The sequence below is a fragment of the Kitasatospora sp. NPDC058190 genome, assembly GCF_042883685.1.
Classification (GTDB): Bacteria; Actinomycetota; Actinomycetes; order Streptomycetales; family Streptomycetaceae; genus Kitasatospora.
Genome location: NZ_JBHVVI010000003.1, coordinates 135,637 through 157,804, shown reverse-complemented (window position 1 = coordinate 157,804; position 22,168 = coordinate 135,637). Strand labels below are relative to the sequence as shown.

Below are 22,168 nucleotides of genomic sequence, written 5' to 3'. Positions count from 1 at the left end.
GTACGCAAGCAAGCAGAGGAGACCAGACAGCATGACCGAGAACGTGCTCCGGGTGGGCGTCGGCGGCCCGGTCGGCTCCGGCAAGACGGCGCTGATCGAGGCGCTCGTCCCGGTGCTGATCGCGCGCGGCCACCGCCCGGCGGTCATCACCAACGACATCTACACCCAGGAGGACGCCCAGCACGTGCGCCGCGCCCTCGCCGGGGTGCTCGACCCGGAGCGGGTGGTCGGCGTGGAGACCGGTGCCTGCCCGCACACCGCCGTACGGGACGACCCGACGATGAACCTGGCGGCCGGGGCCGAGATGCTGGAGCGCTTCCCGGACGTCGACACCCTGCTGTACGAGTCCGGCGGCGACAACCTGACCCTGACCTTCAGCCCGGTGCTGGTCGACCTCTTCCTGTTCGTCCTGGACACCGCCGAGGGCGAGAAGATGCCCCGCAAGCGCGGCCCGGGCATCACCGAGTCGGAGCTGCTGGTCATCAACAAGATCGACATCGCCCAGTACGTCCGCGCCGACCTCGGCATCATGGAGTCCGACGCCCGGCGGGTCCGGGAGGGCGGGCCGGTGGTGCTCACCAACTGCCTGACGGGGGAGGGGCTGGAGGAGATCGCGAGCTTCCTGGAGACCTTCCGGAAGGTCCCGGCGTGACCGTCCTGGCGGAGGGGTCGGCGCCCCCGCAGGGGTCGGTGCCCCGGCTCGACCCCCGCCACTACGAGCCGGCCCGCGTCCCGTACGAGGTCCGCCGGCACGCCGGGACGCCCGACACCCTCGCGGTCGGGCGACCCGGCAAGGTCGGGCTGCTGGAGCTGGCCTTCGAGCGGATCGGCGGACGCACCGAACTCACCGGCCACTACCAGAAGTCGCCGCTGCAGATCATGCGCCCGCTCTACTTCGATCCAGCCCGCCCGGACCTCGCCGTCACCTTCCTGATGTCCACCGGCGGCGGCATCCTGCAGGCCGACCGGCTGCGCACGGACATCCGCTGCGGCGCCGACACGGCGGTGCACCTGACCACCCAGGCGGCCACCAAGGTCTACCGGATGGAGCACGACTACGCGACCCAGCTCGTCAATCTCTCGGCCGGGCCGGGCTCCTACGTCGAATACCTGCCCGAGCCGGTGATCCCCTTCGTCGACTCGCGGTTCTACCAGCGGACGGTGCTGACCGTGGACGCCGGTGCGACCGTCGTCGCCGGGGAGAGCCTGCTCGCCGGCCGGCTCGCCCGGGGCGAGCGGAACGCCTACCAGGTGTTCGCTTCGGACCTCGAAGTGCGGCGGCCGGACGGGGAGTTGGTGGCCCTGGACACGGTGCGGCTGGAGCCCGCGGGCGGCGGCGTCGCCGGTCCGGCCGTGCTCGGCGGGCACGATGTGATGTCCAGCCTGTACGTGCTCAGCCCGCTCGCCCCGGCGGCGCGGATCGCGGACGTGCTGCACGAGGCGCTGGCCGGTCGCGGCCTGCTGTACGGGGTCAGCGTGCTGCCGCAGGACGGCGGTGCCTGGCTGCGACTGCTCGGCTCGGACTCCCGGGTCTGCGCGGCCGCGCTGCGGACGGCGTGGGACGCGGTGCGGCGGCTGCTGATCGGGGTTCCGGCGCCGGAACTGCGGAAGACCTAGAGGTCCTTGTCGGCGAGGCGGGCGATCTGCCGGTGGCTGAGGTCCACCGTGCGGTTCATGTGCTTGAGCAGGAAGGCGAGTTCGTCCTCGCTGTCCTCGGCGAAGATCGCCACCCAGTCGGTGCTGAGGGCGCGCCACACCTCCCCGAAGCGCTCCAGCGCCTCGGGGAGGACGGCCACCAGCACCCGGCGGCGGTCCGCCTCGTCCCGCTGCCGGGCCACCAGGCCCGCCTTCTCCAGCCGGTCGACCAGCCGGGTCGCCGAGCCGCTGGTGAGGCCGGTCAGCTCGGCGATCCGTCCGGTGGTGACCGGTCCGTCCTCCAGGGTGAGCAGGTTCAGGCACTGGACGTCGGTCGGGTGCATGCCGAGGTGGTCGGCGACGGCCTGGTTGAACAGCACGTAGGAGGCCAGGTAGCGGCGCGAGACCGGCCACAGCTGCGCCATCAGTTCGTCGCGGGTGGTCATGGGGGGAAGGGTAGCCGGGTTCCCGATAAATAGTTGCGCGACGCAGGCGTCGTTCCCTATTTTTATCTGCATGACGCAGATAACTGGGCTTCCTGTCGCCGTCACGGGTGCCACCGGCGCCCAGGGCGGAGCCACCGCCCGCGCACTGCTGCGCGCGGGCCGTCCCGTCCGGGCGCTGACCCGTGCCGTCGACTCCCCGGCCGCCCGTGAACTCTCCGCCCTCGGCGCCGACCTGGTGCGCGCCGACTTCGACGACCCGGCCTCGCTGGCCGCCGCCCTGGACGGCGCGGGCGCGCTGTTCGCGATGTCCACCCCGTTCGGGACGGACCTCGACACCGAGGTCCGCCAGGGCATCGCCCTCCTCGACGCGGCGGCCGCCGCCGGCGTACGGCACGTGGTCTTCACCTCCGCCACCAACGCCGACCGCTCCACCGGCATCCCGCACTTCGACACCAAGCAGCGCATCGAACAGCACCTCGCCGGCCTGGACCTGCCCTGGACCGTCCTCGGCCCGGCCGCCTTCCTCGACAACTACGCCAACGACTGGACCCTCCAGTCCCTCCGCGAGGGCGTCTACCACCTCCCCATGCCGCCCGGCGTCCCCCTCCCGGTGATCGCCGCCCAGACCATCGGCGCCTTCGCCGCCCACGTCCTCACCCACCCCGAGGACTACGCGGGCCGACGCATCGACATCGCCTCCCAGTGGTGCACCGGTGAGCAGATCGCCGCCGCCATCGCCGCCGCGAGCGGCCGCCCGATCCGCTGCGAGGAGGTGCCGCTCGCCGTCGTCGAGACCTACTCCGAGGACCTGGCCGCGATGTTCCGCTACTTCCAGGAGCCCGGCCTCGACGTCGACACCGTCGCCCTGCACGCCGCCCACCCGGGAATCCACTGGCAGACGGTGGAGGAGTGGGCGGCCGAGCAGCCCTGGGAACTGTGAACGGATAAGGAGGCCTAGCCTCGTCCGGTGAAGGGGGTGGCCACCATGCGGCTTCCACACGCAGCACACGCCCGACAGCCCTGGCGGATCCACGAGTTCGCCGGGGACTTCCGGATCGAGGACGTCTGGTCCTACCGCACCCCGGGCGCCGGCCCGGACGACTTCCCGACGGCGCTCGCCGCCGTCCGCGCCGGTCGCGGACCCTCCGCCCAGGACCTCCCGGCCCGCATCCTCTTCGCCGTCCGCTGGAAACTCGGCGCCGTCCTCGGCTGGGACGACCCCGCCACCGGCCTCGGCAGCCGCGTCCCGTCCCTGCGCGAGCGCCTGCCGCAGGACCTGCGCGACACCGTCGACCCCGTCGGCTCGCCGCTCACCCCGGTCTATCGAACCCACACCGAGTACGTCGCCGAGATCGCCAACCGCACCGTCCACGGCCTGATGCACCTCGGCTGGGTCCCCCTCGCCGGCGGCGGCCACGAGCTGCGGATGGCCGTCCTGGTCAAGCCCAACGGCTGGCTCGGCCGCCGCTACATGGACCTCATCGCCCCGTTCCGCCACCACGTCGTCTACCCCGGGATGACCCGCCGGTTCGAACAGGCCTGGCGTGATCGGGCCGTGCTGGTCCCCGGGGCCGGGGGCGTATCGTCGCGGGGTGGCACAGAGGACACCGCGCGGCATCCACGTCGACGGCCGTGACTACCGCTGGGTGGTCCGCTTCCGCGACGGCGAACACGTGGTCGTGCGCGTCTGGCTCGACCAGCCCGGCCGTGGCGGCCGGGTCCTGGCCGTCACCCGGCGCTTCGACGACCCGTGGCTGCACTACGGGGTGCTGCTGACGGCCCCGCCCGAGCGGATCGCCGAGGTGTTCCAGCTGGAACCCGTCACCCCGGCGCTCACCGCCGACCTCGTCCGCTCCGGCCTGGCCGCCGGGTGGCGGCCGGAGGAGACGGGGGCGGAGCTGCGCTTCACGATGACGGGGGACTCGCTCGTCCGGGAGGCGTGAGCGAACCCGGGTCAGCCGCTCCAGCGCTCGACGAACTTGCGTTGCCAGGGCGTCTCCACGGCGTGCGGGCGGTAGTGCTCCCGGACGTAGGCGACCGCCTCGGCCGCCGGGACACCGTCGAGGACCGCGATGCAGGCGAGCGCGGTGCCGGTGCGGCCGCGGCCGCCGGCGCAGGCGAGTTCGACGCGGTCGACGGCGCAGCGCTCCCAGGCCTCGCGGAAGGCGTCGGCCGCGTCGGCGCGGTCGGCGGGCAGCCGGAAGTCGGGCCAGCGGACCCACCGGGTCCGCCAGTCGAGGGCCTTGGGTGGGCGGCCCAGCAGGTAGACGCCGAAGGTGGGTCGGGGGCCGGGCGGCAGGGGGTTGCTCAGGCCGCGGCCGCGCAGCAGGCGGCCGGAGGGCAGGCGGAGCACGCCGGGGGCGGCGGGGTCCCAGGTGGTGGGCGGCGGCTGGTCGGTCATCTCAGATCCCGGGGTGGCCGGTCCGGGCCGGGGTCATGGGGGCTCCTGTCATCGGAAGTGGCGGCGCGACCGGGTCAGGATGCCACGTGGAGCCGGGCGGCGCCGGGCAGGCCCGCCCGGTGGGCGAGGGCGGCCGCCTCGCCGCGCGAGGCGACGTCCAACTTGGCCAGGATGTTGGCCACATGGAACTTCACCGTGGACTCGCTGATGTGCAGTGCGGCGGCGATGTCCCGGTTGCGGCGGCCCTGGGCCAGCTGGTCGAGGACCTCCAGCTCGCGCGGCTGGAGACCTTCCAACGGGTCGGTGGCCACCGAGGGCGAGGGCAGGGCGAGCGGCAGGTCGACGGTGACGGTAGTGCCCCAGCCGGGGACGGCCTCGACGGTGTGGTGGCCGCCGAGGGCGGCGATCCGGTCGGCGGTGCGGTGGACGGTCAGGGCGTCGGCGCAGAGCAGGCCGGGGCCGTCGTCACGGACCACGGCGCGCAGCGAACCGCCGCTCGTGAACTGCCAACTCACGTGCAGCCGGGTCGGTTTGTCCTGTTCCAGCATCAGGAGGACGGCGACCCGGACGGCGTCGCGCGCGGTGTGCGCGGTGTCCGCAGGGACGGACCGGGTGGCCTCCGCCGGCGGTGCGAGGTCCAGCCGGACCCGGGTGTGCCGCAGCAACGGGCGCAGCTCGCGGGCGAGCCGGGCGAAGGCGGCGTCGGCGGGCTCCTCGCTGAGCGTGCGGTCCAGGTCGGCGCCCCGGCGCAGGTCGAGCAGGGCGGTGACGGCCAGCTCGGAGGCGGCGCGGCGGGCGGCCGCGTCGTCCAGGTCGGCCGAGCGCAGCGGCGCCAGGATCGCGCTCAGCGCGGCGCTGTGGGTGCCGGTGAACTCGGCGATGGCCCGGGCGCGGGCGTTGGCGGCGGCACGGGAGACCGCCGCACGGCTGGGGTCGGCGTCGGTGGCGCGGTGGTCGGAGTGGGTGATCACCAGGTCGCACAGCTGCTGGAGGACGGCGAGCGCGCCCGGGGCCACCGGTTCGGTGTTCGTCCGGACGAGCACCAGGACCGCGCCCTTGCCGTCGCCCGGCGCCGCCGAGACCACCACCACCGGCCGGGTGCGGCCCGCGAGTTCGGCCTCACCCTGCCAGGGCCTGCCGGTCGCGGTCGTTTCGGCCGCGCGGTCGGCCAGCTGGGCCAGTTCCAGGCCGCTGATGCCCTCGGTCAGCTCGGGCGGGCCGTAGCTGTGGGTGGGCGAGAAGGTGCAGATGCCGCTGAGGTGCGCGATCGCCGCGTGCGGGACCAGAGTGCGCACCACCTCCGACAGGCGCGGCAGTACATCCGGCCGGGGTGCGCGCAGCACCTCGACGGCCCGCGCCAGCGCGTCCTCGGGGCGGCCCCAGTGTTCCTGCCACGTCTCGTCCATGCCGTCCAGCCTAATCCGGGAGCTGCGGTCGGCCGCCCGTCCGTTCGGCCAGGTCGAACTGTCCGAAGGGCGGGCCGGGCGCCCGTCGACGGCGCCGCAGGATGGAGTCGTCGGAAGCAACAACTCCCGGAAACCCCGAGGACATTCCATGACCAAGGCGATTGCCTTCCCGCAGTACGGCGGCGCGGACGTGCTGCGCCCGATCGACATCGAACTGCCCGCCCCCGGCCCCGGCCAGGTGCGGGTCGCGGTCCGCGCGGTGGGCGTCAACCCGCTGGACCACAAGGTGCGCAGCGGTGAGCTGGACGCGCTCTTCCCGGTCACCTTCCCCGCCGTGCCCGGCTACGAGCTGTCCGGCGTGGTGGAGGCGGTCGGCGCCGAGGTGGCCGGCTTCGAGCCCGGCGACGAGGTGTTCGGCGCCCTGATGGGCGGCGGCTACGCCGAGCACGCGCTGGTGGCCGCGGACCAGCTGGCGGCCAAGCCCGCCACGCTCAGCTGGGAGAAGGCCGCCGCGATCCCGGTGGCCGCCGAGACCTCCGAGCGCGTTCTCGACCTGCTCGGCGTGCGGGCCGGCCAGACGCTGCTGGTGCACGGCGCGGCCGGCGGGGTCGGCACTCTGCTGCTGCAGTTCGCCCGGGAGCGCGGGATCACCGTGGTCGGCACCGCGAGCGAGGCCAACCACGCCCATCTGCGCGAGCTGGGCGCGATCCCGGTGGCGTACGGCGAGGGCCTGGCCGAGCGGGTGCGGGCGGCCGCCCCGGGCGGGGTGGACCGGGCGCTGGACGCGGCCGGGCGGGGCGGGGTGCTGCCGCTGTCGGTCGAGCTGACGGGCAGTGCGGACCGGGTGCTGACGATCGCCGACATCCCGGGCGCGGAGGAACACGGCGTCCGCTTCACCGGCGGCGCCGAGGGCGTCGAGTCCTACCACCGGCGCGGCTACGCCGCCGCGCTCGCCCTGCACGAGGCGGGCACCCTGCGGCTGCCGCTGCACCGGGTGTTCCCGCTGGCGGAGGCGGCCGAGGCGCAGCGGGTCAGCGAGCACGGGCACCTGCGCGGCAAGATCGTCCTCACGGTCTGACCCGTCCGCACGCCCGTGCCCGCCCGTGCCGTGCCCGTACCTCCCTCGTACGGCGCCGCTGACGCACCGAGCGCGGGATCGTCGCGGAACCCCGATTCCCCCCGCCGCGGTCGGTAGAGTCCCGCCCATGGTGACTCTGAACGCGGCGGGGCGGTTGGCCGGGCGCTCGTGCGTGGTGACCGGGGCGGCCAGTGGCATCGGCAAGGCCGTGGCCGAGCGGTTCGTCCGGGAGGGCGCGTCGGTGGTCGCCACCGACGTGGACGCCGAGGGGCTGCGCCGGCTGGCGGAGCGACTGCCGGGCGCCGTCAGCACGGTGGTGGGCGACGTGTCCCGGGACGGGGACGCCCGGCGGATGGTCGACGCGGCCGTCGAGCGGCACGGGCGGCTGGACGTGCTGGTGGCCAACGCCGGGGTGATCCCGCTGATGGAGATCACCGAGGCCACCGCCGAGGACTGGGACCAGGTGATGGCCGTCGACGGCCGGGGCATGTTCCTCACCTGCAAGTACGCGATCCAGGCGATGACCGCGCAGGAGCGGCCCGGCGGCTCGATCGTGTGCCTGTCCTCGATCTCCGGCGAGGCGGGCCAGCGCGGCCAGGCGGTGTACGGGCCCGCCAAGTTCGTCGCCTCCGGGCTGACCAAGCACCTCGCCGTCGAGTGGGCCGACCGCGGGATCCGGGTCAACGCCGTCGCTCCGGGCACCATCTCCACCGAGCGGGTGGCCCGGCTGCGGGACGAGCCCGGCGGGCCCGAGTACCTGGAGGCGATCGAGAAGCTGCACCCGATGGGGCGGCTCGGCGACCCGGCCGAGGTCGCGGCCGCCGTCCTCTTCCTCGCCTCGGACGACGCCTCCTTCATCACCGGGGCGGTGCTGCCGGTCGACGGCGGGTACTTGGCACAGTAGGGCACCTGGAGCGTGAACGGCGAGGCCGTGTCCGACAGTTAGCGGCCGAACAGCTCGACCAGGGCCGACACCCCGTCCGCGCCGTGCCCCGCCGCCACCGCCCGCCGGGTGACCGCGAGCGCGGCGTCCAGGACGGAGGTGTCCAGGCCGCGGCTGCGGGCGGTGTGGGCGACGTGCTCCAGCCCGGCCGCGGCGGAGGCCACGCTGCTGCGGTCGCCCGGGTGGCGGCGGTCGTCCGCGCGCTGGGCGAAGTCCTCCATCAGCGGTGGCAGCATGCGCGGCAACCCCTGGGCGTACGGGGCGAGTTCAGTGCCGCTGACGCCCTCGGCGCGGGCCAGCGCCAGGGCGTGGAGGTAGCCGTGCACGGTGGTCCAGAACAGGTCCAGCAGAGCCGTGTCGAAGGCCGCCGCCCGCCCCGGGTCCGCGCCCACGTGGCGTACGGTGCCGAGGGCCCGGAGCGTCGCCTCGTGCGCGGTGAAGGCCTCCGGGTCGCCGCTGAGCACGACGGCGCCCTCCGGGCGGCCGATGGTCGGGGCGGGGGTGAGGATCGCGGCGTCGAGGAGCCGGTAGCCCCGGGCCTCGGCGTCGGTGGCGTTGGCCCGGGCGTCCTCCGGTGCGATCGAGGTGGCGTTGACGACGGTGCGGCCGCGCAGCGCCTGCCCGGCGGTGTCCAGTACGGCTCGGGCGGCCGGCTGGTCGCGGACGCAGAGCAGGACGAGCGGGGCGTCCGCCACGGCCCCGGCGGTGCTCGCAGCCGGTCGCGCGCCGAGGGCGAGCAGTTCGGTGTCCCGGCCCGGGGTGCGGTTCCAGACGGTGACGCGATGGCCGGCGGCCAGCAGCGCCGCGGCCAGTGCCCGGCCCATCGGGCCCAGGCCGAGGACGGCAACCGCCGTACCGGAAAGGGGGGTTGAGGAAGATTGTTCGTTCGGCATGGCGGTTACGCTAGACCTTCACGCCGACGGCAGAGTCAAGGCCGGAAGCCACAGGTTGTGGGCTGAGGGGAGAGGTGCCGTGATGCGGATCGGAGAGCTGGCCCGGCGGACCGGGGTCACCCCGCGCGCCCTGCGCTACTACGAGGAGCAGGGGCTGCTCGCCCCCGAGCGCCGCCCCAGCGGCTACCGCGAGTACGGCGAGCGGGACGTGGACACCGTCCACGGCATCCGCACCCTGCTCGCGGCCGGCCTCAACAGCGCCGTGATCGCCGAGATCCTCCCGGGCCTGCCGCTGCCGGGGCGTCGTCGCCCTGGTCCGACCTGCCCGGAGCTGCTGAACGGTCTGGCCCGGGAGCGAGCCCGGATCACCCGGCAGCTGGACGAACTCGCGGCCGCGCGGGCGCTGTTGGACGCCATCATGGGCGCGCAGGCGCCGAGCGAGCTGATCCGCAGGCCGAGGGCCGACGCGACGGGACGGAAAACCGGTGGCGCGCACCGGCCGGCCGTGCTGGAGTGATCGGATGGATCATGATCACGTACTCGCCCTGTTCGACGACCGGATCCGGCGCGACGCGCAGGCCGACGGCCCCGGGGTCCGCGTCGAGCGTGACGGCGCCGTGGTGCGCCAGGTGGGCGGGGAGCACGACTGGAACGGCATCGTCTGGTCGGGCCTCGACGAGGCCGGGGCGGACGCGGCGATCGCCGCCCAGGTGCGCTACTTCACCGAACTGGGGCTGGAGTTCGAGTGGAAGACCTACGCCCATGACCGCCCCGCCGACCTGGGCCGACGGCTGCTCGCGGCCGGGTTCACGGCCGAACCGGACGAGGCGCTGATGATCGCCCGGATCGCGGACCTGCCCACCGACCCGGCGCTGCCCGAGGGCGTCCGGCTGGAGGCGGTGACCGACCCGGCCGGGGTGGACCTCATGGTGGCGGTCCACGAGCAGGCCTTCGGCAGAGAGTTCCCCGCCTTGCGGGAGCGGATGCTGGACTCCCTGCGGCACGACTCGGAGACGGTCCTCATGGTCCTCGCGATGGCCGGCGACCAGCCGGTGAGCGAGGCCCGGATGGAGCTGACCCCGGGCACCGGCTTCGCGGGCCTGTGGGGCGGCGGCACGGTGCCCGGCTGGCGCGGCCGCGGCATCTACCGCGCCCTGGTGGCCCACCGCGCCCGCCTCGCCGCCGACCTCGGCTACGAGTACCTCCAGGTCGACGCGAGCGACCAGAGCCGCCCCATCCTGGAGCGTCTCGGCTTCGCGCGGCTGAGCACCACCACGCCGTACGTGTACCAGCCGTAGGGCGAGGCCTGGCCCCCGGTGCGGCGGACGCCGGGGGCCAGGCCGTTCGGGTGGGCCGGGTCAGTGGCGCGGGACCGCCACCGCCGTGACCTGCTGCTGTTGCAGGTGGGCCGGGTTGGTGCCGTCGTCGTAGGTGGTCACCGAGGTCGTGTAGTCCGTCGTGCCGCCGATGGTGTTGCCGAAGTAGTCGCCGATGAAGGTGTCGGAGCCCTCGACCGGGGCGTCGAGCTGCGGGTCGAAGGAGTGGGCGCTGAGCCGGAGGTTGTGGCCCAGCGGGTTCAGCGTCGGGTCGTAGAACTGGACGCTGGTGTCCACGCAGTAGTCGGTGGCGCCGTAAGGCGCGCCGGGGTGCTTGGGGTTGGCGGTGTCCAGGGCGAGCCCGGCGGCCTGCGCCTCGGCGGTGCCGGCGGCGGGGCAGGCGAGACGCCGGTCGTAGAAGGCGACGCTCACCGTGCCGTCGGGGCCGGTGGCCAGGTTGGGCTGGAACTCGTCCACCGGGGCGGCGTTGTCGTTGACCCGGACCGGGTCGCTCCAGCTCGCGCCGCCGTCGTAGGAGGCGGTCAGCAGGACGTTGACCACGCCGGTGGCGTAGTCCTCGTACGCGACGTACAGCGGGTAGTGGCCGTTCACCGGCCGGCTGCCCAGGGTGAAGGTGTCCTCGATGCCGTCGCGGAACGTGGTGTTGGCGTACGAGCCGGGCGGCGGGGTGATGGTGCCGGGCAGGCCGGACACCGTGGACCAGGTCCGACCGCCGTCGTGCGAGGCGTCCAGGACGATCGCGTCGCAGCAGAACCGGTGCGCCGGGTCGGAGTTGGTGAGGGTGGTGTACACCGTCCCGTCCGGGGCGACGTGGGGCAGCAGGTAGGTGGCGCCCTGCGGGGTGCTCGGCGGCTCGGGCAGCGCCTGCGGGGTCGACCAGTCGGTGTGGGTGCCGTTCGGGCGGGCGTCGGCGTACGCGACGTACGGCACCGCCGTCTTGCTGTGGAAGTCCACCCACATGGCGTAGATGCGGTTCAGGTGCGGGCTGCCGGGGTTGGTGTCGATCGCGATCCACTGCTTGTCGGGGCCGTTGCCGACGCTGTCGTAGGTCGCCACGTAGTCCGGGTGGCCGCCGTGGGTGCTCAGCCACTGGGTGGCGGTGGTGGCGCCGTGCGGGCGCACCGACACCGAGATGACCTGGGACGGGACGGCCGGGTCGGCCTCCTGGGCGGTGCCGGGGACGAAGTCGTGGGAGCCGTCGGCGTCGTAGACGAACTGGTACGGCAGCAGCAGCGAGTAGTAGTTGCCCCAGGTGTCGAAGGCCCCGACCGGGTCGGTGTTGTCGGTCCAGCCCTCGTAGCCGGGGATGTGGCCCTGCACCGGCCAGCTGTGGCCGCCGTCGAAGGACTCGAAGAAGCCGAGCAGGTGGTTGTAACCCTCCGCGCTGGCCACCCACTTGGAGGCGCCGATCAGGTGGCTCGGGTTGGTCGGGTCGACCCGCAGGTCGGACTCCGAGTGCCCCTTGACCAGCATCGGCGTCGCCGCCGGGTACCCCGGGTTGCTGCCGGCCTGGGACGCGTACGGGCCCGCCGCGCCGGTGTCCTCACCGGTGGTCGCGCCGCCCGCCGGGCAGGGCGTCATGCCGCTGTAGCCCTCGGCGGGGCCGCTGTCGGCGGCGTACGGCACCTCGGGCCGGAAGCAGCTCGTCCGGGCGGTGGTGGCCTCGACGTTGCTGACGGCGTTGGCCGCCTGGCTCGCCGCGTACGCGGAGTCGCTCTGGGTGCCCTGGGGCAGGGCCGGGCCCCCGGTCGCGGCGGAGGAGGAGGGGGAGAGGAGGGAGAGGCCGAGCAGCGCCGGGCCGAGCAGCAGGGCGAGTCTGCGATTGCGCAACGTGATGCCTCCTGCGGTCTGGGGGTGAACCTGGGGCAGTGCGTCGGGAATTGCCCACGGCCGCCTGGGGGTCGGGCGGCGCGGGCCCGACGACGGTAGTGAGGGCGAGGTCATGGCAACAAGGGCGGGGGCCGGAAGTTGACGACCCGTTTGCCGTCGGTGGGGGAGGTCATGGCGAACGGTGCCGACTTGTCGGAGAGTTCGCCGCCCGGGCCGGGCGTCACCGTCTGGGAGAAGGTGCCGACCGGACGATCGGGCGGTACGGACCAGGGGTGGACCAGGTGCCGGCCATGACCGCGACCCGCTTCGACGTGCCGCAGCTGCCGTACAGGCCCTGACGTCCGTCGAGCCGGCTCCTACGGCAGCCGCTCGACCAGGACCATCGCCGCGTCGTCGTCCAGCCGCCCGCCGACGTGGGCGAGCAGGTCGCGGCGCAACCGCTGCAGCAGGGCGGCCGGGCGTTCGGCCTGCCAGTCGGTGACCCGCTCGGTGAGCGGGTAGAAGCGGCGCTGGGCGTCGCGGGCCTCGATCACGCCGTCGGTGTAGATCAGCAGCCGGTCGCCGGGGCGGAACGGGAAGGCCTCCACCTCGTATTCCACCGGGGTGAGCTCGCCGAGGCCGAGCGGGGGCGCCGGGTGGGGGGCGACGATGGTGGTGATGCCCTCGGGGCGCAGCAGCAGCGGGGGCGGGTGGCCGCAGTCGATCAGGCGGACCGGCGAGCCGTCGTCGGGGATGTCGAGCAGGACGGCGGTGATGAAGGACTCGCCGCCCTCGTCGGGGGCCTCGTGGACCCCCGGGCGCAGGGACGGGCGGGCCAGCCGGGCCTGCCGCGACTGTTCGGCCAGCTGGGCGAGGTCCCAGCAGACGCTGCCGTCCAGGTAGGCGGCGAGGTCCGGCAGGTCGGCGTGCAGGTGGGCGGCGGCGCGGAAGGCGCCGAGCAGCAGGGCGGCGTCGCCGAGCGAGGACAGGCCCTTGCCGCGCACGTCGCCGACCAGCAGCCGGGTGCCGGTGGCGGTGCGGGCGGCCGCGTACAGGTCGCCGCCCACCTGCGCCTCGGCCTCGGCGGCCAGGTAGACGGAGGCCAGGTGCAGCGGCCCGATCCGTTCCGGCAGCGGGCGCAGCAGCACCCGCTGGGCGGCCTCGGAGACCGAGCGGACCCGGGCCAGCTCACGCTCGTGCCGGTCGCGCAGCACCCGCAGGCCGACGATCAGGGCCGAGACGACGACCTGCGCCCCGAGCTGGGTCTCGATGTTGGCGCTGGTCAGGCCGTCCCGGACGGCGCCGATGAAGGTGAGCGCGCCGAGGGCGAGTAGGGCGACCCCGGCGGTGGCGCGGGCGCCCGCGAAGGAGGCGGTGAGGGCGGGGGCGACGATCAGCAGCGGGCCGAGGTGGATCTCCGGCGGGGAGAGGATGTCGACGACGGTGATCAGGATGATCAGCGCGAGCGACAGCGCCGTCAGCACTCGGCGGTCGGGCCGCCAGGCGCGGCGGCGGGCGCGGGGACGCGGCTGTTCGGCACGCTGCCGGAGGGGCACCTCTCCTCTGTACACCGTGGGGGCGGTGGGGCGCACCCCGGGGGGTGTCGGGGGTGGTGTCCGGCGGTGTCGGGGGTGTCGTCGGGTGTGGTGTCCGGCGGTGCCGTGGGCCGGGCTAGCCTTCCTCGCCGTAACGGGCCAGGTAAGCGGCGAAGCGGGCGACGTCCTCGTCGGACCAGTCGGTGAAGCGGGTGGTGAAGGCCATCCGGCGCTGCTCGTTGGCGTCCCGCAGCAGGGTCAGCCCGGCTTCGGTGGCGCGCAGGATCTGGCCCCGCTGGTCGTCCGGGTCGGCCTCGCGGCGCAGCAGGCCGAGCTTCTCCAGGGCGGTGACCTGGCGGCTGACGGTGGACTTGTCGAGCATGAAGTGCGCGGCCACGTCGGCGGCCCGGCAGCCGCCGCGCTCGGTGATCAGGTCGAGGATGCTGTAGGTGACCAGGGAGAGGTCGGGGTGCAGCTGGGAGGCCTTGTGCCGGGCACGGCGGGCGAAGGCGGTCAGCTCGCGCTGGATGGTGTCGATGGACGACTGGCGGCCGGGCACGGCGTTCCTACCTCCTCGGAATTTGTTGCACTATACAACGGATTCACCCGGGGTCGCGCGCGGCTCGTCGGCGGCGTCGCCCGCCGTCCCGCTCGACGCCTCGCCCGCCGGCCGTCCCGGTGCGGCCTGCCAGGCGCGGGCGGCCGCGATCCGGCGGGTCGCACTCGGATGAGTGGCGAACAGTAGCTCAAGCACCCGCGGCGGGTCGACATCGGAGACGTTCGCCAGTGCCAGTCTGCGCTGCATCGCCACGAACTGCTCGGCGTCCCCGGTCAGTTCGAGCGCGTGCCGGTCCGCCCTGGCCTCGATCCGGCGGCTCACCGCGCACTGCGCCGGGCCCGACAGGGCACCGATCAGCGAGGCGAGCGCGGCCAGCAGCGGCAGCGCCCGCGGATCGGCCGCGTCGCGCGCCCCGGCGGCGTCCAGCAGCGGACGCCAGGTGCTCAGCAGCCCGAGGACGGCCACGGCGACAGCCGCGCCGACCGCGCCCAGCGCCGTACCGAGTGGCACGTCGCGGTGCTTGACGTGCCCCAGCTCGTGCGCCACCACGAGCTCCACCTCGCGCGGGTCGGCAGTCGAGAGCAGGGTGTCGTACACGACGATCCGGCGGGTCGCGCCCAGCCCGGAGACGTACGCGTTCAGCGCGGTGGTGCGTCGGGAGGCGTCCGCCACCAGGACGTCCCGCACCCGCACGCCGTCCCGCGCGGCCAGCGCCAGCAGGGCGGTGCGCAATTCGCCCGGGGGCATCGGGGTGAAGCGGTTGAACACCGGCTCGATCAGCAGCGGGTGGAGGAAGGAGAGGGCGGCGGTCAGCAGCGCCGCCGCGCCCGCGGCCGGGAGCCACCAGCGCCGCGGCGACCAGTCCGTCAGGGCGAACAGGCCGAACAGGAGCGGGAGGAGCAGCACCAGGGTGAGCGCGAGCCCGCGCAGAACGTCCAGTGCCCAGCCTGCCCAGCCCTGGGTCACCAGGCCGTACCGGGCCCGCACGGAGCGCACCCGGGCGCCGAACGGCAGCTGCAGGGCCTGGCCGAGCAGGATCAGCGCGGCCGCCCCGGCCAGGACGGCGGCGGTGCGGGAACCGCCGAACCAGCGGCCGGTGGCGGTCACCAGGGCAGCGCCGGCCGGAGTGAGGCCGAGCAGCAGGGGCAGCGCCAGGCCGGCCAGCCGTCCGCCGAGCGCCCACGGCAGCTGCGCTCGGCGCAGGGCGCGGCCGCGGGCGCGCTGGACCGGGGTGAAGTCGGGGGCGGGCGGCGCGGTGTTCGGCGGGGTGTTCGGCGGCGGGGTGTTCGCCGGTGCGTTGTTCGGTGGCGGGGTGTTCATGGCCGGGGTGCGGCTCCTCCGGTTCGGGGTGTCGCGGTTCAGCATGGCGTACCCGCCCGGGTGCTGCGCAGTCCTCCGTGCTCCGGTGCTCGTGCTCGTTCCCCGTGCTCGCTCGCCTGGCTCACTCCTCGGCGGGGCCGGTGGCGCTGTGCACGCCGGCGCGCAGCAGCTGGTGGCCGAGGTCGACCAGGGCGCGGCCGACGGCGAACTCGTCGCCGACCGCCGGGGCCGGGGTGTCGTGGGGGTTGCGGCGGGCCAGGGCGTCGCTGTGCAGCACGTTGCCGTCGGCGTCCAGCACGGCGTGCACCCGGGTGGTGTCGCGGTCCTCGACCACGTGCAGGCTGAGCTGCCAGTCCTTGGTGCGGACGGCGCCCGGGGCCTGCTCCCCGACCGCCGCCTCCGGCGGTGGCGGCGCGGAGGCCGTCCCGTCGGCGCGGACGATCACCACCGGGCAGACCCCGTGCACCGCGCAGCGGGTCGACACCGAGCCGAGCAGCGTCCGGGCGAAGGTGCCGCGGCCGCGGCTGCCCAGTACCAGCAGGTCCGCGTCCTCGGCCGCCTCCAGCAGCACCTCGGCGGCGTGTCCGAGGACCAGGCTCTCCCGGACCTCCACCGAGCGTTCCGGGCCGACCACCTCGTTGACCTCGGCGGACAGCGTCCGGCGGGCGGTCTGCTCGAAGCCGTCGTCCACCATCGGTGCGAACCAGCCGTACAGCGAGGGGTACTCCCAGGCCGCCACGGCGTGCACCGTGGCCCCGGTGAGCACCGCCTGCCCGATCGCCCAGCGCAGCGCCGCCTTGGACGGCGCCGAACCGTCGACCCCGACCACGATCCGGCGCGCCCGGCCGGGGGCGGGTTGGGAGCCGACGGGCCGGATGCCCACCGGTCGGGTGCCGGCGGGTTGGTTGCCGGCGGGTTGGTTGCTGCCCATCACGTACCACCTCCGGCGTGGATCTGCCGCCTCCCCTCCACGCTGCGCGCCGACCGGCCGGGGCGCCAGGGACGCGGTGGCCGGGTGGGGCGGGGGATTGGGACGGGTGGGCCAACGGGCGGGGCGGCTGTCGATCCGGCCGCCCGCGTCGTCGTCGGCGTGGTCGTCGGTGCGGCGACCGGGGCTGTCGGTGCGCTTTTGTGTCCGGAATGTTGTGGGTGCGGGCCCGAGCCGTGGTGATTCGGTGGCGTAGGCTGACCGCTCTTGCATCGTTCTCGGGGGGAACCACTCATGCGCCGTGCCGCGGCCGCCGTCGCGCTGTTCGTCGGGCTGACCGCCGTCGCCGCCTGCGGGCCGGACGACCCGGCGCCCGCCCCGGCGGCCCCCTCCGGTGCCGCGGCCGCCGCGCCCCCCGGTACGCCCTCCGGCACGGCCCCCGCCTCGACCCCCGGCAAGAGTTCCGCGCCCCGGCCCGACGGCAGCATCACCGTCGCCTTCGCCGGGGACGTCCACTTCGAGGGCCGCACCGAGGCCCGGCTGTCCGTCCAGCCGCCCGAGCCCGCACTCGGCCCGATGTCCCGCACCCTCGCCGACGCCGACCTGTCCGTCCTCAACCTGGAGACCGCGATCACCGGCCGCGGCGCGCCGGAGCCGAAGACGTACACCTTCCGCACCTCGCCCAAGGCGCTGTCCGTGCTCAAGGACTCCGGCGTCGACATCGTCTCGATGGCCAACAACCACGCCGTCGACTTCGGCGCCGACGGCCTCGCCGACACCCTCGCCGCCAAGGACTCCTCGCCGATCCCGGTGATCGGCGTCGGGCACAACGCCAAGGAGGCGTACGCCCCGTACGTCACTACGGTGCGCGGGGTGAAGGTCGCGGTGGTCGCCGCCAGCCAGGTCGAGGACATCACCAACCAGAAGTGGCGGGCCGGCGCCGACAAGCCGGGCATCGCCTCGGCGCTGGACGTGCCTGCCCTGGTCAAGGCGGTGGAGTCGGCCAAGCAGCAGGCCCCGGTCGTGCTCGTCTACCTGCACTGGGGCGAGGAGGGCAAGGCCTGCCCGACCGGCGCCCAGACCGCCGTCGCCAAGAAGCTCGCCTCCGTCGGGGCCACCGCCGTGGTCGGCACCCACGCCCACACCATGGTCGGCTCGGGCATGCTCGGCAACACCTACATCGGTTACGGCTTCGGCAACTTCCTCTGGTACGGCACCTCCAACTACCCCAACTCCAACGAGACCGGTGTCACCACCCTCACCCTCGCCGCCGACGGCAAGGTGACCGGTGAGGCCTTCGCCCCGGCCACCATCGACGACAAGGGCATCCCCCAACCGGTCACCGGCGCCACCGCCGAAGCCGCCCTCAAGCGCCGCGACGGCCTCCGCGGCTGCGCCGGACTCACCCCGCCGCCGGCTGCCCGTTGATGTCGTCCGTACCATCACCGCATGAGCGGACACGAGGAACTGACCACCAGTCGGCTGTCGCTGCGGCGCCCCTCGGCTCGTGACCTGGACGCCGTCCTCGCCATCCACCGGGACCCGGCCACCTGCGTCCACAACCCCTCCGACGTGCTGACCTCCCGCGCCGAGGCCGAGGAGCGCTACGCCCGCTGGGACGCCGGGTGGCAGGCCTGCGGCTACGGCTACTGGACGGTCCGCGAGCGCGACGCCTCGCCGGTGCTGGGCTTCTGCGGCGTCAAACCCGTGGAGCTGGCGGGCCGGCCCATCCTCAACCTCTTCTACCGCTTCGCCCCCGCCGCGTGGGGCCGGGGCTTCGCGACCGAGGCCGCCACGGCCGTCGTGGGGTGGTCCGTCTCCGCCGTGCCCGGGCTATCGCTCATCGCCCGCGTCCGCCCCGAGAACCTTCCCTCCCAGCACGTCGCCCTGCGCGCCGGTCTGCGCCGGGCGGAACACCTGGACGGCCCGGGCTACGACGGCTACGACTGGATCTACGCCGGCAACCTCCCCGAGAGCCGGTAGTCGCGCCGCCCGGTCGACCGACTCGGCATCTCAGGCCGCCCGTCCCCTGCCGGGGTCGGGCGGCTTCCGTGTATCCGGTTCCGTGCATCCGGGGCGAGTTGACGTTGTCGCACAGGATCTCGGCGTAGGCGAACAATTGTGTTAGGTTAGGCTTGCCTAACAAAGCTGGTCGGAGGGGATGTCCTGTGCAGCAGTCCGAATTCGCCGGTGTCGTCGCGATGGTCACCGGGGCCGGGCAGGGCATCGGTGCGGCCGTGGCCCGGGCACTGGCCGCCGAGGGCGCCGTGGTCGCGGCGCTGGACCGGGACTCCGGTCCGCTCGCCGAGCTGGCTGCGGAGTCCTCCGCCGTTCACCCGTACGTGCTGGACGTCGCGGATTCGCAAGCCGTCGACCGTGCCGTCGAGGTGACGGAAGGTCAACTCGGCCGGGTCGGTGTACTGGTGAACGTCGCTGGGGTCCTGCGGCCCGGTTCGGCCGTCGAACTCAGTGATGAGGACTGGGCGGAGACCTTCGCCGTCAACGCCACCGGGGTGTTCCACACCGGTCGGGCCGTCGGGCGGCGGATGGCCGCGCGCGGGCGTGGTGCCATCGTGACCGTCGGCTCCAACGCCGCCGGGGTGCCGCGGGCCGGGATGGCCGCGTACGCGGCGTCCAAGGCGGCGGCCACCGTGTTCACCCGCTGCCTCGGGCTGGAGCTCGCCCGTTCCGGGGTGCGCTGCAACATCGTCTCACCCGGGTCGACCGACACCGCGATGCAGCGGGCACTGTGGGGCGAGGACGCCGAGGCGGCCGAACGACGGGTGATCGAGGGCGACTTGGGGGCCTGGCGGGTCGGGATCCCGCTCGGCCGGATCGCCGCGCCCGCCGACATCGCCGAGGCGGTGGTCTTCCTGGCCTCCGACCGGGCCCGGCACATCACCATGCACGACCTGTATGTCGACGGCGGCGCGACTCTGCGCGCCTGAGTCGCCTTCCGTAGACCGTAGAGACCGTCCCAGACTGGAGAAACACCGTGACCACGGTGCACCACGCCCCCGTCGGGCCCGCCGCCGGGATGCCGCCCGCCGACGGCCCCGACCACGCCGTCATCGGTGCGGCCAGCGGCCTGCTCGGGCAGTACCGGGCCGCCGCCGGTGAGGCCTTCTTCGCCTCGCCGACCCGCACCCTGCTCGCCGCCGGGGTCCACGCCCGGGTGCCGCAGGACGCGCGTCCGCTGCCCGTGCGGGTCGCCGAGACGCTGGCCGAGGCGCGTCGCGCCGGGGTCGAACGGCCGCTGGTGGTCGGGGCGGTGGCCTTCGACCGGGACAGCCGGGCCGAACTCGCCGTCCCCGCCCGGGTCCGCGCGGCCGGGGCGCTGCGCGACGACCCGCTGATCGCGCTGCCCGCACCGCCGGCCGAGGGGGCCGAGTGGCGGGTGCGCCCGGTGCCCGAGCCGCACGCGTACGGGGCGGGCGTCGCGGCGGCCGTCGACCGGCTGCGCGACGGGGAGCTGAGCAAGGTGGTGCTGGCCCGCACGCTGGAGCTGACCGCCGACGAGCCACTGGACCTGCCCGCCATCCTGCAACGGCTGGCCCGCCGCGACCCGGGCGGCTACACCTTCGCGGTGCCGGCCGGCGGTGGCCGCACCCTGATCGGCGCGAGCCCCGAACTGCTGCTCTCCCGCCGGGGAACGGCCGTGCTGGCCAATCCGCTGGCCGGTTCGGTGCCACGCGGCGAGGACCTCGGCGAGGACGTGCGGCGCGCCGCCGCGCTGCTGGAGTCGCCCAAGGACCTGCACGAGCACGCCGTCGTGGTGGACGCCGTTCGCGAGGCGCTGGCGCCGTACTGCCGCGACCTGGAGGTGCCGGAGCGGCCCACCCTGGTGCGCACCGCCGCGATGTGGCACCTGGCGACCACGGTCACCGGCGAGCTGGCCGATCCGGCGCTCTCCGCCCTGGAGTTGGCGTGCGCGCTGCACCCGACCCCGGCGGTCTGCGGGACACCGACAGGCCTCGCGCGCCGGGTGATCACCGAGGTCGAGCCCTTCGACCGGGGCCTGTACACCGGGATGGTCGGCTGGGGAGACGAGACCGGCGACGGCGAGTGGGTGGTGACCATCCGCTGCGCGGAGGCCGACGAGCGGACGCTGCGGGTGTACGCGGGTGCCGGGGTGGTCGAACAGTCCTTGCCGGAGGACGAACTCGCCGAGACCAGCGCCAAGTTCCGCACCTTCCTGGATGCGGCGGGGGTGGCCCGGTGACGCCCCCGGACGGATTCACCCCGTACCCCGCCGAGTTCGCCGAGCGCTACCGGGCCGCCGGGTACTGGCGCGGCGAGACCTTCGGGCGGATGCTGCGTGAGCGCGCCGCCGCGCACGGCGAGCGGATCGCCCTCGTCGACCCGGGCGGGCACTCGGCGGCGGGGCGGGAGCGGCGCTGGAGCTACGCCGAACTCGACCGCCGCGCCGACCGGATGGCGGCCGGGCTGCTCGCCCGGGGCATCCGGGCCGGTGATCGGGTGGTGGTCCAACTGCCCAACGCGGCCGAGTTCTTCGAGGTGGTCTTCGCGCTGTTCCGGATCGGCGCGCTGCCGGTCTTCGCGCTGCCCGCGCACCGCTACGCCGAGATCGGCTACTTCTGCTCCTTCACGGAGGCCGTCGGGTACGTCGTCCCGGCTGTTGAGGGCGGCTTCGACTACCGTGAACTCGCCTGCCGGGTACGGGCGGAGAACCCCTCGCTGCGGCTGGTCCTGGTGGCCGGAGAGGACGCGGGGGAGCACGAACGGCTGGCGGACGTGCCCTGCGACGGGCCGGGCCCTGCCGCCGAACCCGAGCCCGGGGACGTCGCCTTCCTGCAGCTCTCCGGCGGCAGCACAGGCGTGCCGAAGCTGATCCCGCGCATCCACGACGACTACATCTACTCGCTGCGCGGCTCGGTCGAACTGTGCGCCCTCGACGCGGACAGCGTTTACCTGTGCGCGCTGCCCGCCGCGCACAACTTCCCGCTCAGCTCGCCCGGTTCGCTCGGCACGCTGTACGCGGGCGGCCGGGTGGTGCTCTGCCCGCAGCCGGGCCCGGAGACGGCCTTCCCGCTGATCGAGCGCGAGGGCGTGACGATCACCGGCCTGGTGCCGCCGCTGGCGCTGCTCTGGCTGGACGCCGCCGAGCGCGGCGCGCTCGGCTACGGGAGCCTGGAGGTGCTGTTGGTCGGCGGCGCCAAGTTCAGTACGGAGGCGGCCCGTCGGGTGCGCCCTGTGCTGGGCTGCGCGCTGCAGCAGGTGTTCGGGATGGCCGAGGGGCTGGTCAACTACACCCGCCTGGACGACCCGGAGGAGCTGGTCACCACCACCCAGGGCCGCCCGATCTCGCCGGACGACGAGGTCCGGGTGGTGGACGACCAGGACCGCGACCTGCCCGACGGCACCACCGGGCACCTGCTCACCCGCGGCCCGTACACCATCCGCGGCTACTGGAACGCGCCCGGGCACAACGCCGACTCCTTCACGGCGGACGGCTTCTACCGCACCGGGGACCTGGTCCGCCGGCTGCCCACCGGCCACCTGGTGGTCGAGGGGCGGGCCAAGGACCAGATCAACCGGGGCGGGGAGAAGGTCGCCGCCGAGGAGATCGAGAACCACCTGCTCGCCCACCCGGCCGTGCACGACGCGGCGGTGGTGTCGATGCCCGACGCGTACCTGGGCGAGCGTACCTGCGCGTACGTGGTGCTCCGCGCCGAGCGCCACGAACAGCCGCCGAGAGGCGTCGAGTTGAAGCGCTTCGTGCGCCGGCGCGGGCTGGCCGACTACAAGGTGCCGGACCGGGTGGAGTTCGTCGAGGCCTTCCCCGCCACCGGGATCGGCAAGGTCAGCAAGAAGGACCTGCGGGCCGCCATCGCGGCCTCCCTGCACGCCAGTTGAT

General features: G+C 74.5%; 23 protein-coding genes. 14 read left to right on the top strand and 9 right to left on the bottom strand.

What is annotated here, in order from left to right; all coding sequences use genetic code 11:
* Nucleotides 1-31 precede the first annotated feature (31 nt).
* Together ureG and ACFVWU_RS02570 are read left to right on the top strand one after the other, a co-directional pair.
* Nucleotides 32-652, top strand: a complete 621-nt coding sequence (gene ureG, locus ACFVWU_RS02575) for an urease accessory protein UreG (RefSeq protein ID WP_387614435.1) — start codon at nucleotides 32-34, stop codon at nucleotides 650-652.
* 5 nt (nucleotides 653-657) lie between these two features.
* The gene (locus ACFVWU_RS02570; RefSeq protein WP_387614541.1) at nucleotides 658-1,617 is read left to right on the top strand and encodes an urease accessory protein UreD; all 960 of its coding nucleotides are present in this window, start codon (nucleotides 658-660) and stop codon (nucleotides 1,615-1,617) included.
* Here ACFVWU_RS02570 and ACFVWU_RS02565 read toward each other — a convergent pair.
* On the bottom strand, nucleotides 1,614-2,081 hold the full coding sequence (locus ACFVWU_RS02565; RefSeq protein ID WP_387614433.1) for a MarR family winged helix-turn-helix transcriptional regulator: 468 nt from the start codon (nucleotides 2,079-2,081) through the stop codon (nucleotides 1,614-1,616). The two genes, ACFVWU_RS02570 and ACFVWU_RS02565, sit on opposite strands and share 4 nt — an antisense overlap.
* A gap of 70 nt (nucleotides 2,082-2,151) precedes the next feature.
* On the opposite strand from ACFVWU_RS02565, the gene ACFVWU_RS02560 reads away from it, so the two are divergent.
* Genes ACFVWU_RS02560 through ACFVWU_RS02550 form a run of 3 tightly spaced genes read left to right on the top strand, consistent with a single transcriptional unit; the run spans nucleotide 2,152 to nucleotide 4,024 of the window.
* The gene (locus tag ACFVWU_RS02560; protein ID WP_387614430.1) at nucleotides 2,152-3,021 is read left to right on the top strand and encodes an NmrA/HSCARG family protein; all 870 of its coding nucleotides are present in this window, start codon (nucleotides 2,152-2,154) and stop codon (nucleotides 3,019-3,021) included.
* Between the two features lie 45 nt (nucleotides 3,022-3,066).
* Complete coding sequence (locus ACFVWU_RS02555) at nucleotides 3,067-3,717, top strand: DUF2867 domain-containing protein (RefSeq protein WP_387614428.1); 651 nt, start codon at nucleotides 3,067-3,069, stop codon at nucleotides 3,715-3,717.
* Complete coding sequence (locus ACFVWU_RS02550) at nucleotides 3,674-4,024, top strand: hypothetical protein (protein WP_387614425.1); 351 nt, start codon at nucleotides 3,674-3,676, stop codon at nucleotides 4,022-4,024. Before ACFVWU_RS02555 ends, ACFVWU_RS02550 begins: the two co-directional genes overlap by 44 nt.
* An 11-nt stretch (nucleotides 4,025-4,035) precedes the next feature.
* Here ACFVWU_RS02550 and ACFVWU_RS02545 read toward each other — a convergent pair whose 3' ends face one another.
* Together ACFVWU_RS02545 and ACFVWU_RS02540 are read right to left on the bottom strand one after the other, a co-directional pair.
* Nucleotides 4,036-4,482, bottom strand: coding sequence for a protein phosphatase (locus ACFVWU_RS02545; protein ID WP_387614422.1), 447 nt, complete (start codon nucleotides 4,480-4,482; stop codon nucleotides 4,036-4,038).
* Nucleotides 4,483-4,556: 74 nt separating this feature from the next.
* On the bottom strand, nucleotides 4,557-5,888 hold the full coding sequence (locus tag ACFVWU_RS02540) for a LuxR C-terminal-related transcriptional regulator (RefSeq protein WP_387614420.1): 1,332 nt from the start codon (nucleotides 5,886-5,888) through the stop codon (nucleotides 4,557-4,559).
* A gap of 148 nt (nucleotides 5,889-6,036) precedes the next feature.
* Here ACFVWU_RS02540 and ACFVWU_RS02535 point away from each other — a divergent pair, with 148 nt between their 5' ends.
* Both ACFVWU_RS02535 and ACFVWU_RS02530 read left to right on the top strand, forming a co-directional pair.
* Entirely contained in the window at nucleotides 6,037-6,966 is a 930-nt protein-coding gene (locus tag ACFVWU_RS02535) for an NADP-dependent oxidoreductase (RefSeq protein WP_387614417.1), read from the top strand.
* 127 nt (nucleotides 6,967-7,093) lie between these two features.
* Complete coding sequence (locus ACFVWU_RS02530) at nucleotides 7,094-7,870, top strand: SDR family NAD(P)-dependent oxidoreductase (protein WP_387614415.1); 777 nt, start codon at nucleotides 7,094-7,096, stop codon at nucleotides 7,868-7,870.
* Nucleotides 7,871-7,908: 38 nt separating this feature from the next.
* On the opposite strand, the gene ACFVWU_RS02525 is transcribed toward ACFVWU_RS02530, so the two are convergent.
* The gene (locus ACFVWU_RS02525; RefSeq protein WP_387614412.1) at nucleotides 7,909-8,802 is read right to left on the bottom strand and encodes an NAD(P)-dependent oxidoreductase; all 894 of its coding nucleotides are present in this window, start codon (nucleotides 8,800-8,802) and stop codon (nucleotides 7,909-7,911) included.
* Nucleotides 8,803-8,884: 82 nt separating this feature from the next.
* On the opposite strand from ACFVWU_RS02525, the gene ACFVWU_RS02520 reads away from it, so the two are divergent.
* Both ACFVWU_RS02520 and ACFVWU_RS02515 read left to right on the top strand, forming a co-directional pair.
* Nucleotides 8,885-9,319 (top strand): MerR family transcriptional regulator, encoded by a 435-nt coding sequence (locus ACFVWU_RS02520; protein WP_387614409.1) that lies wholly within the window; start codon nucleotides 8,885-8,887, stop codon nucleotides 9,317-9,319.
* 4 nt (nucleotides 9,320-9,323) lie between these two features.
* A complete protein-coding gene (locus tag ACFVWU_RS02515; protein ID WP_387614406.1) occupies nucleotides 9,324-10,100 on the top strand; it encodes a GNAT family N-acetyltransferase in 777 nt (258 codons plus the stop codon).
* Nucleotides 10,101-10,160: 60 nt separating this feature from the next.
* On the opposite strand, the gene ACFVWU_RS02510 is transcribed toward ACFVWU_RS02515, so the two are convergent.
* From ACFVWU_RS02510 to ACFVWU_RS02490, 5 genes are all read right to left on the bottom strand, one after another.
* The gene (locus ACFVWU_RS02510) at nucleotides 10,161-11,969 is read right to left on the bottom strand and encodes a sialidase family protein (RefSeq protein ID WP_387614403.1); all 1,809 of its coding nucleotides are present in this window, start codon (nucleotides 11,967-11,969) and stop codon (nucleotides 10,161-10,163) included.
* 356 nt (nucleotides 11,970-12,325) lie between these two features.
* Entirely contained in the window at nucleotides 12,326-13,504 is a 1,179-nt protein-coding gene (locus ACFVWU_RS02505) for a PP2C family protein-serine/threonine phosphatase (protein WP_387614400.1), read from the bottom strand.
* 115 nt (nucleotides 13,505-13,619) lie between these two features.
* Complete coding sequence (locus ACFVWU_RS02500) at nucleotides 13,620-14,042, bottom strand: MarR family winged helix-turn-helix transcriptional regulator (protein ID WP_380609575.1); 423 nt, start codon at nucleotides 14,040-14,042, stop codon at nucleotides 13,620-13,622.
* A 30-nt stretch (nucleotides 14,043-14,072) separates the two neighbouring features.
* Nucleotides 14,073-15,362 (bottom strand): M48 family metalloprotease, encoded by a 1,290-nt coding sequence (locus tag ACFVWU_RS02495; protein WP_387614397.1) that lies wholly within the window; start codon nucleotides 15,360-15,362, stop codon nucleotides 14,073-14,075.
* A gap of 121 nt (nucleotides 15,363-15,483) precedes the next feature.
* On the bottom strand, nucleotides 15,484-16,293 hold the full coding sequence (locus tag ACFVWU_RS02490; RefSeq protein WP_387614395.1) for a universal stress protein: 810 nt from the start codon (nucleotides 16,291-16,293) through the stop codon (nucleotides 15,484-15,486).
* 291 nt (nucleotides 16,294-16,584) lie between these two features.
* Here ACFVWU_RS02490 and ACFVWU_RS02485 point away from each other — a divergent pair, with 291 nt between their 5' ends.
* The 5 genes from ACFVWU_RS02485 to ACFVWU_RS02465 all read left to right on the top strand — a co-directional run bounded on the left by ACFVWU_RS02485 (nucleotide 16,585) and on the right by ACFVWU_RS02465 (nucleotide 22,167).
* Nucleotides 16,585-17,718: a CapA family protein gene (locus ACFVWU_RS02485; RefSeq protein WP_387614392.1), complete on the top strand. Its 1,134-nt coding sequence runs from the start codon at nucleotides 16,585-16,587 to the stop codon at nucleotides 17,716-17,718.
* A 21-nt stretch (nucleotides 17,719-17,739) separates the two neighbouring features.
* A complete protein-coding gene (locus tag ACFVWU_RS02480) occupies nucleotides 17,740-18,273 on the top strand; it encodes a GNAT family N-acetyltransferase (RefSeq protein ID WP_387614389.1) in 534 nt (177 codons plus the stop codon).
* A gap of 185 nt (nucleotides 18,274-18,458) precedes the next feature.
* On the top strand, nucleotides 18,459-19,238 hold the full coding sequence (locus ACFVWU_RS02475) for a 2,3-dihydro-2,3-dihydroxybenzoate dehydrogenase (RefSeq protein WP_387614387.1): 780 nt from the start codon (nucleotides 18,459-18,461) through the stop codon (nucleotides 19,236-19,238).
* Nucleotides 19,239-19,327: 89 nt separating this feature from the next.
* Entirely contained in the window at nucleotides 19,328-20,512 is a 1,185-nt protein-coding gene (dhbC, locus tag ACFVWU_RS02470) for an isochorismate synthase DhbC (RefSeq protein WP_387614538.1), read from the top strand.
* A complete protein-coding gene (locus ACFVWU_RS02465) occupies nucleotides 20,509-22,167 on the top strand; it encodes a (2,3-dihydroxybenzoyl)adenylate synthase (RefSeq protein WP_387614384.1) in 1,659 nt (552 codons plus the stop codon). Before dhbC ends, ACFVWU_RS02465 begins: the two co-directional genes overlap by 4 nt.
* Nucleotide 22,168: the final 1 nt, after the last annotated feature.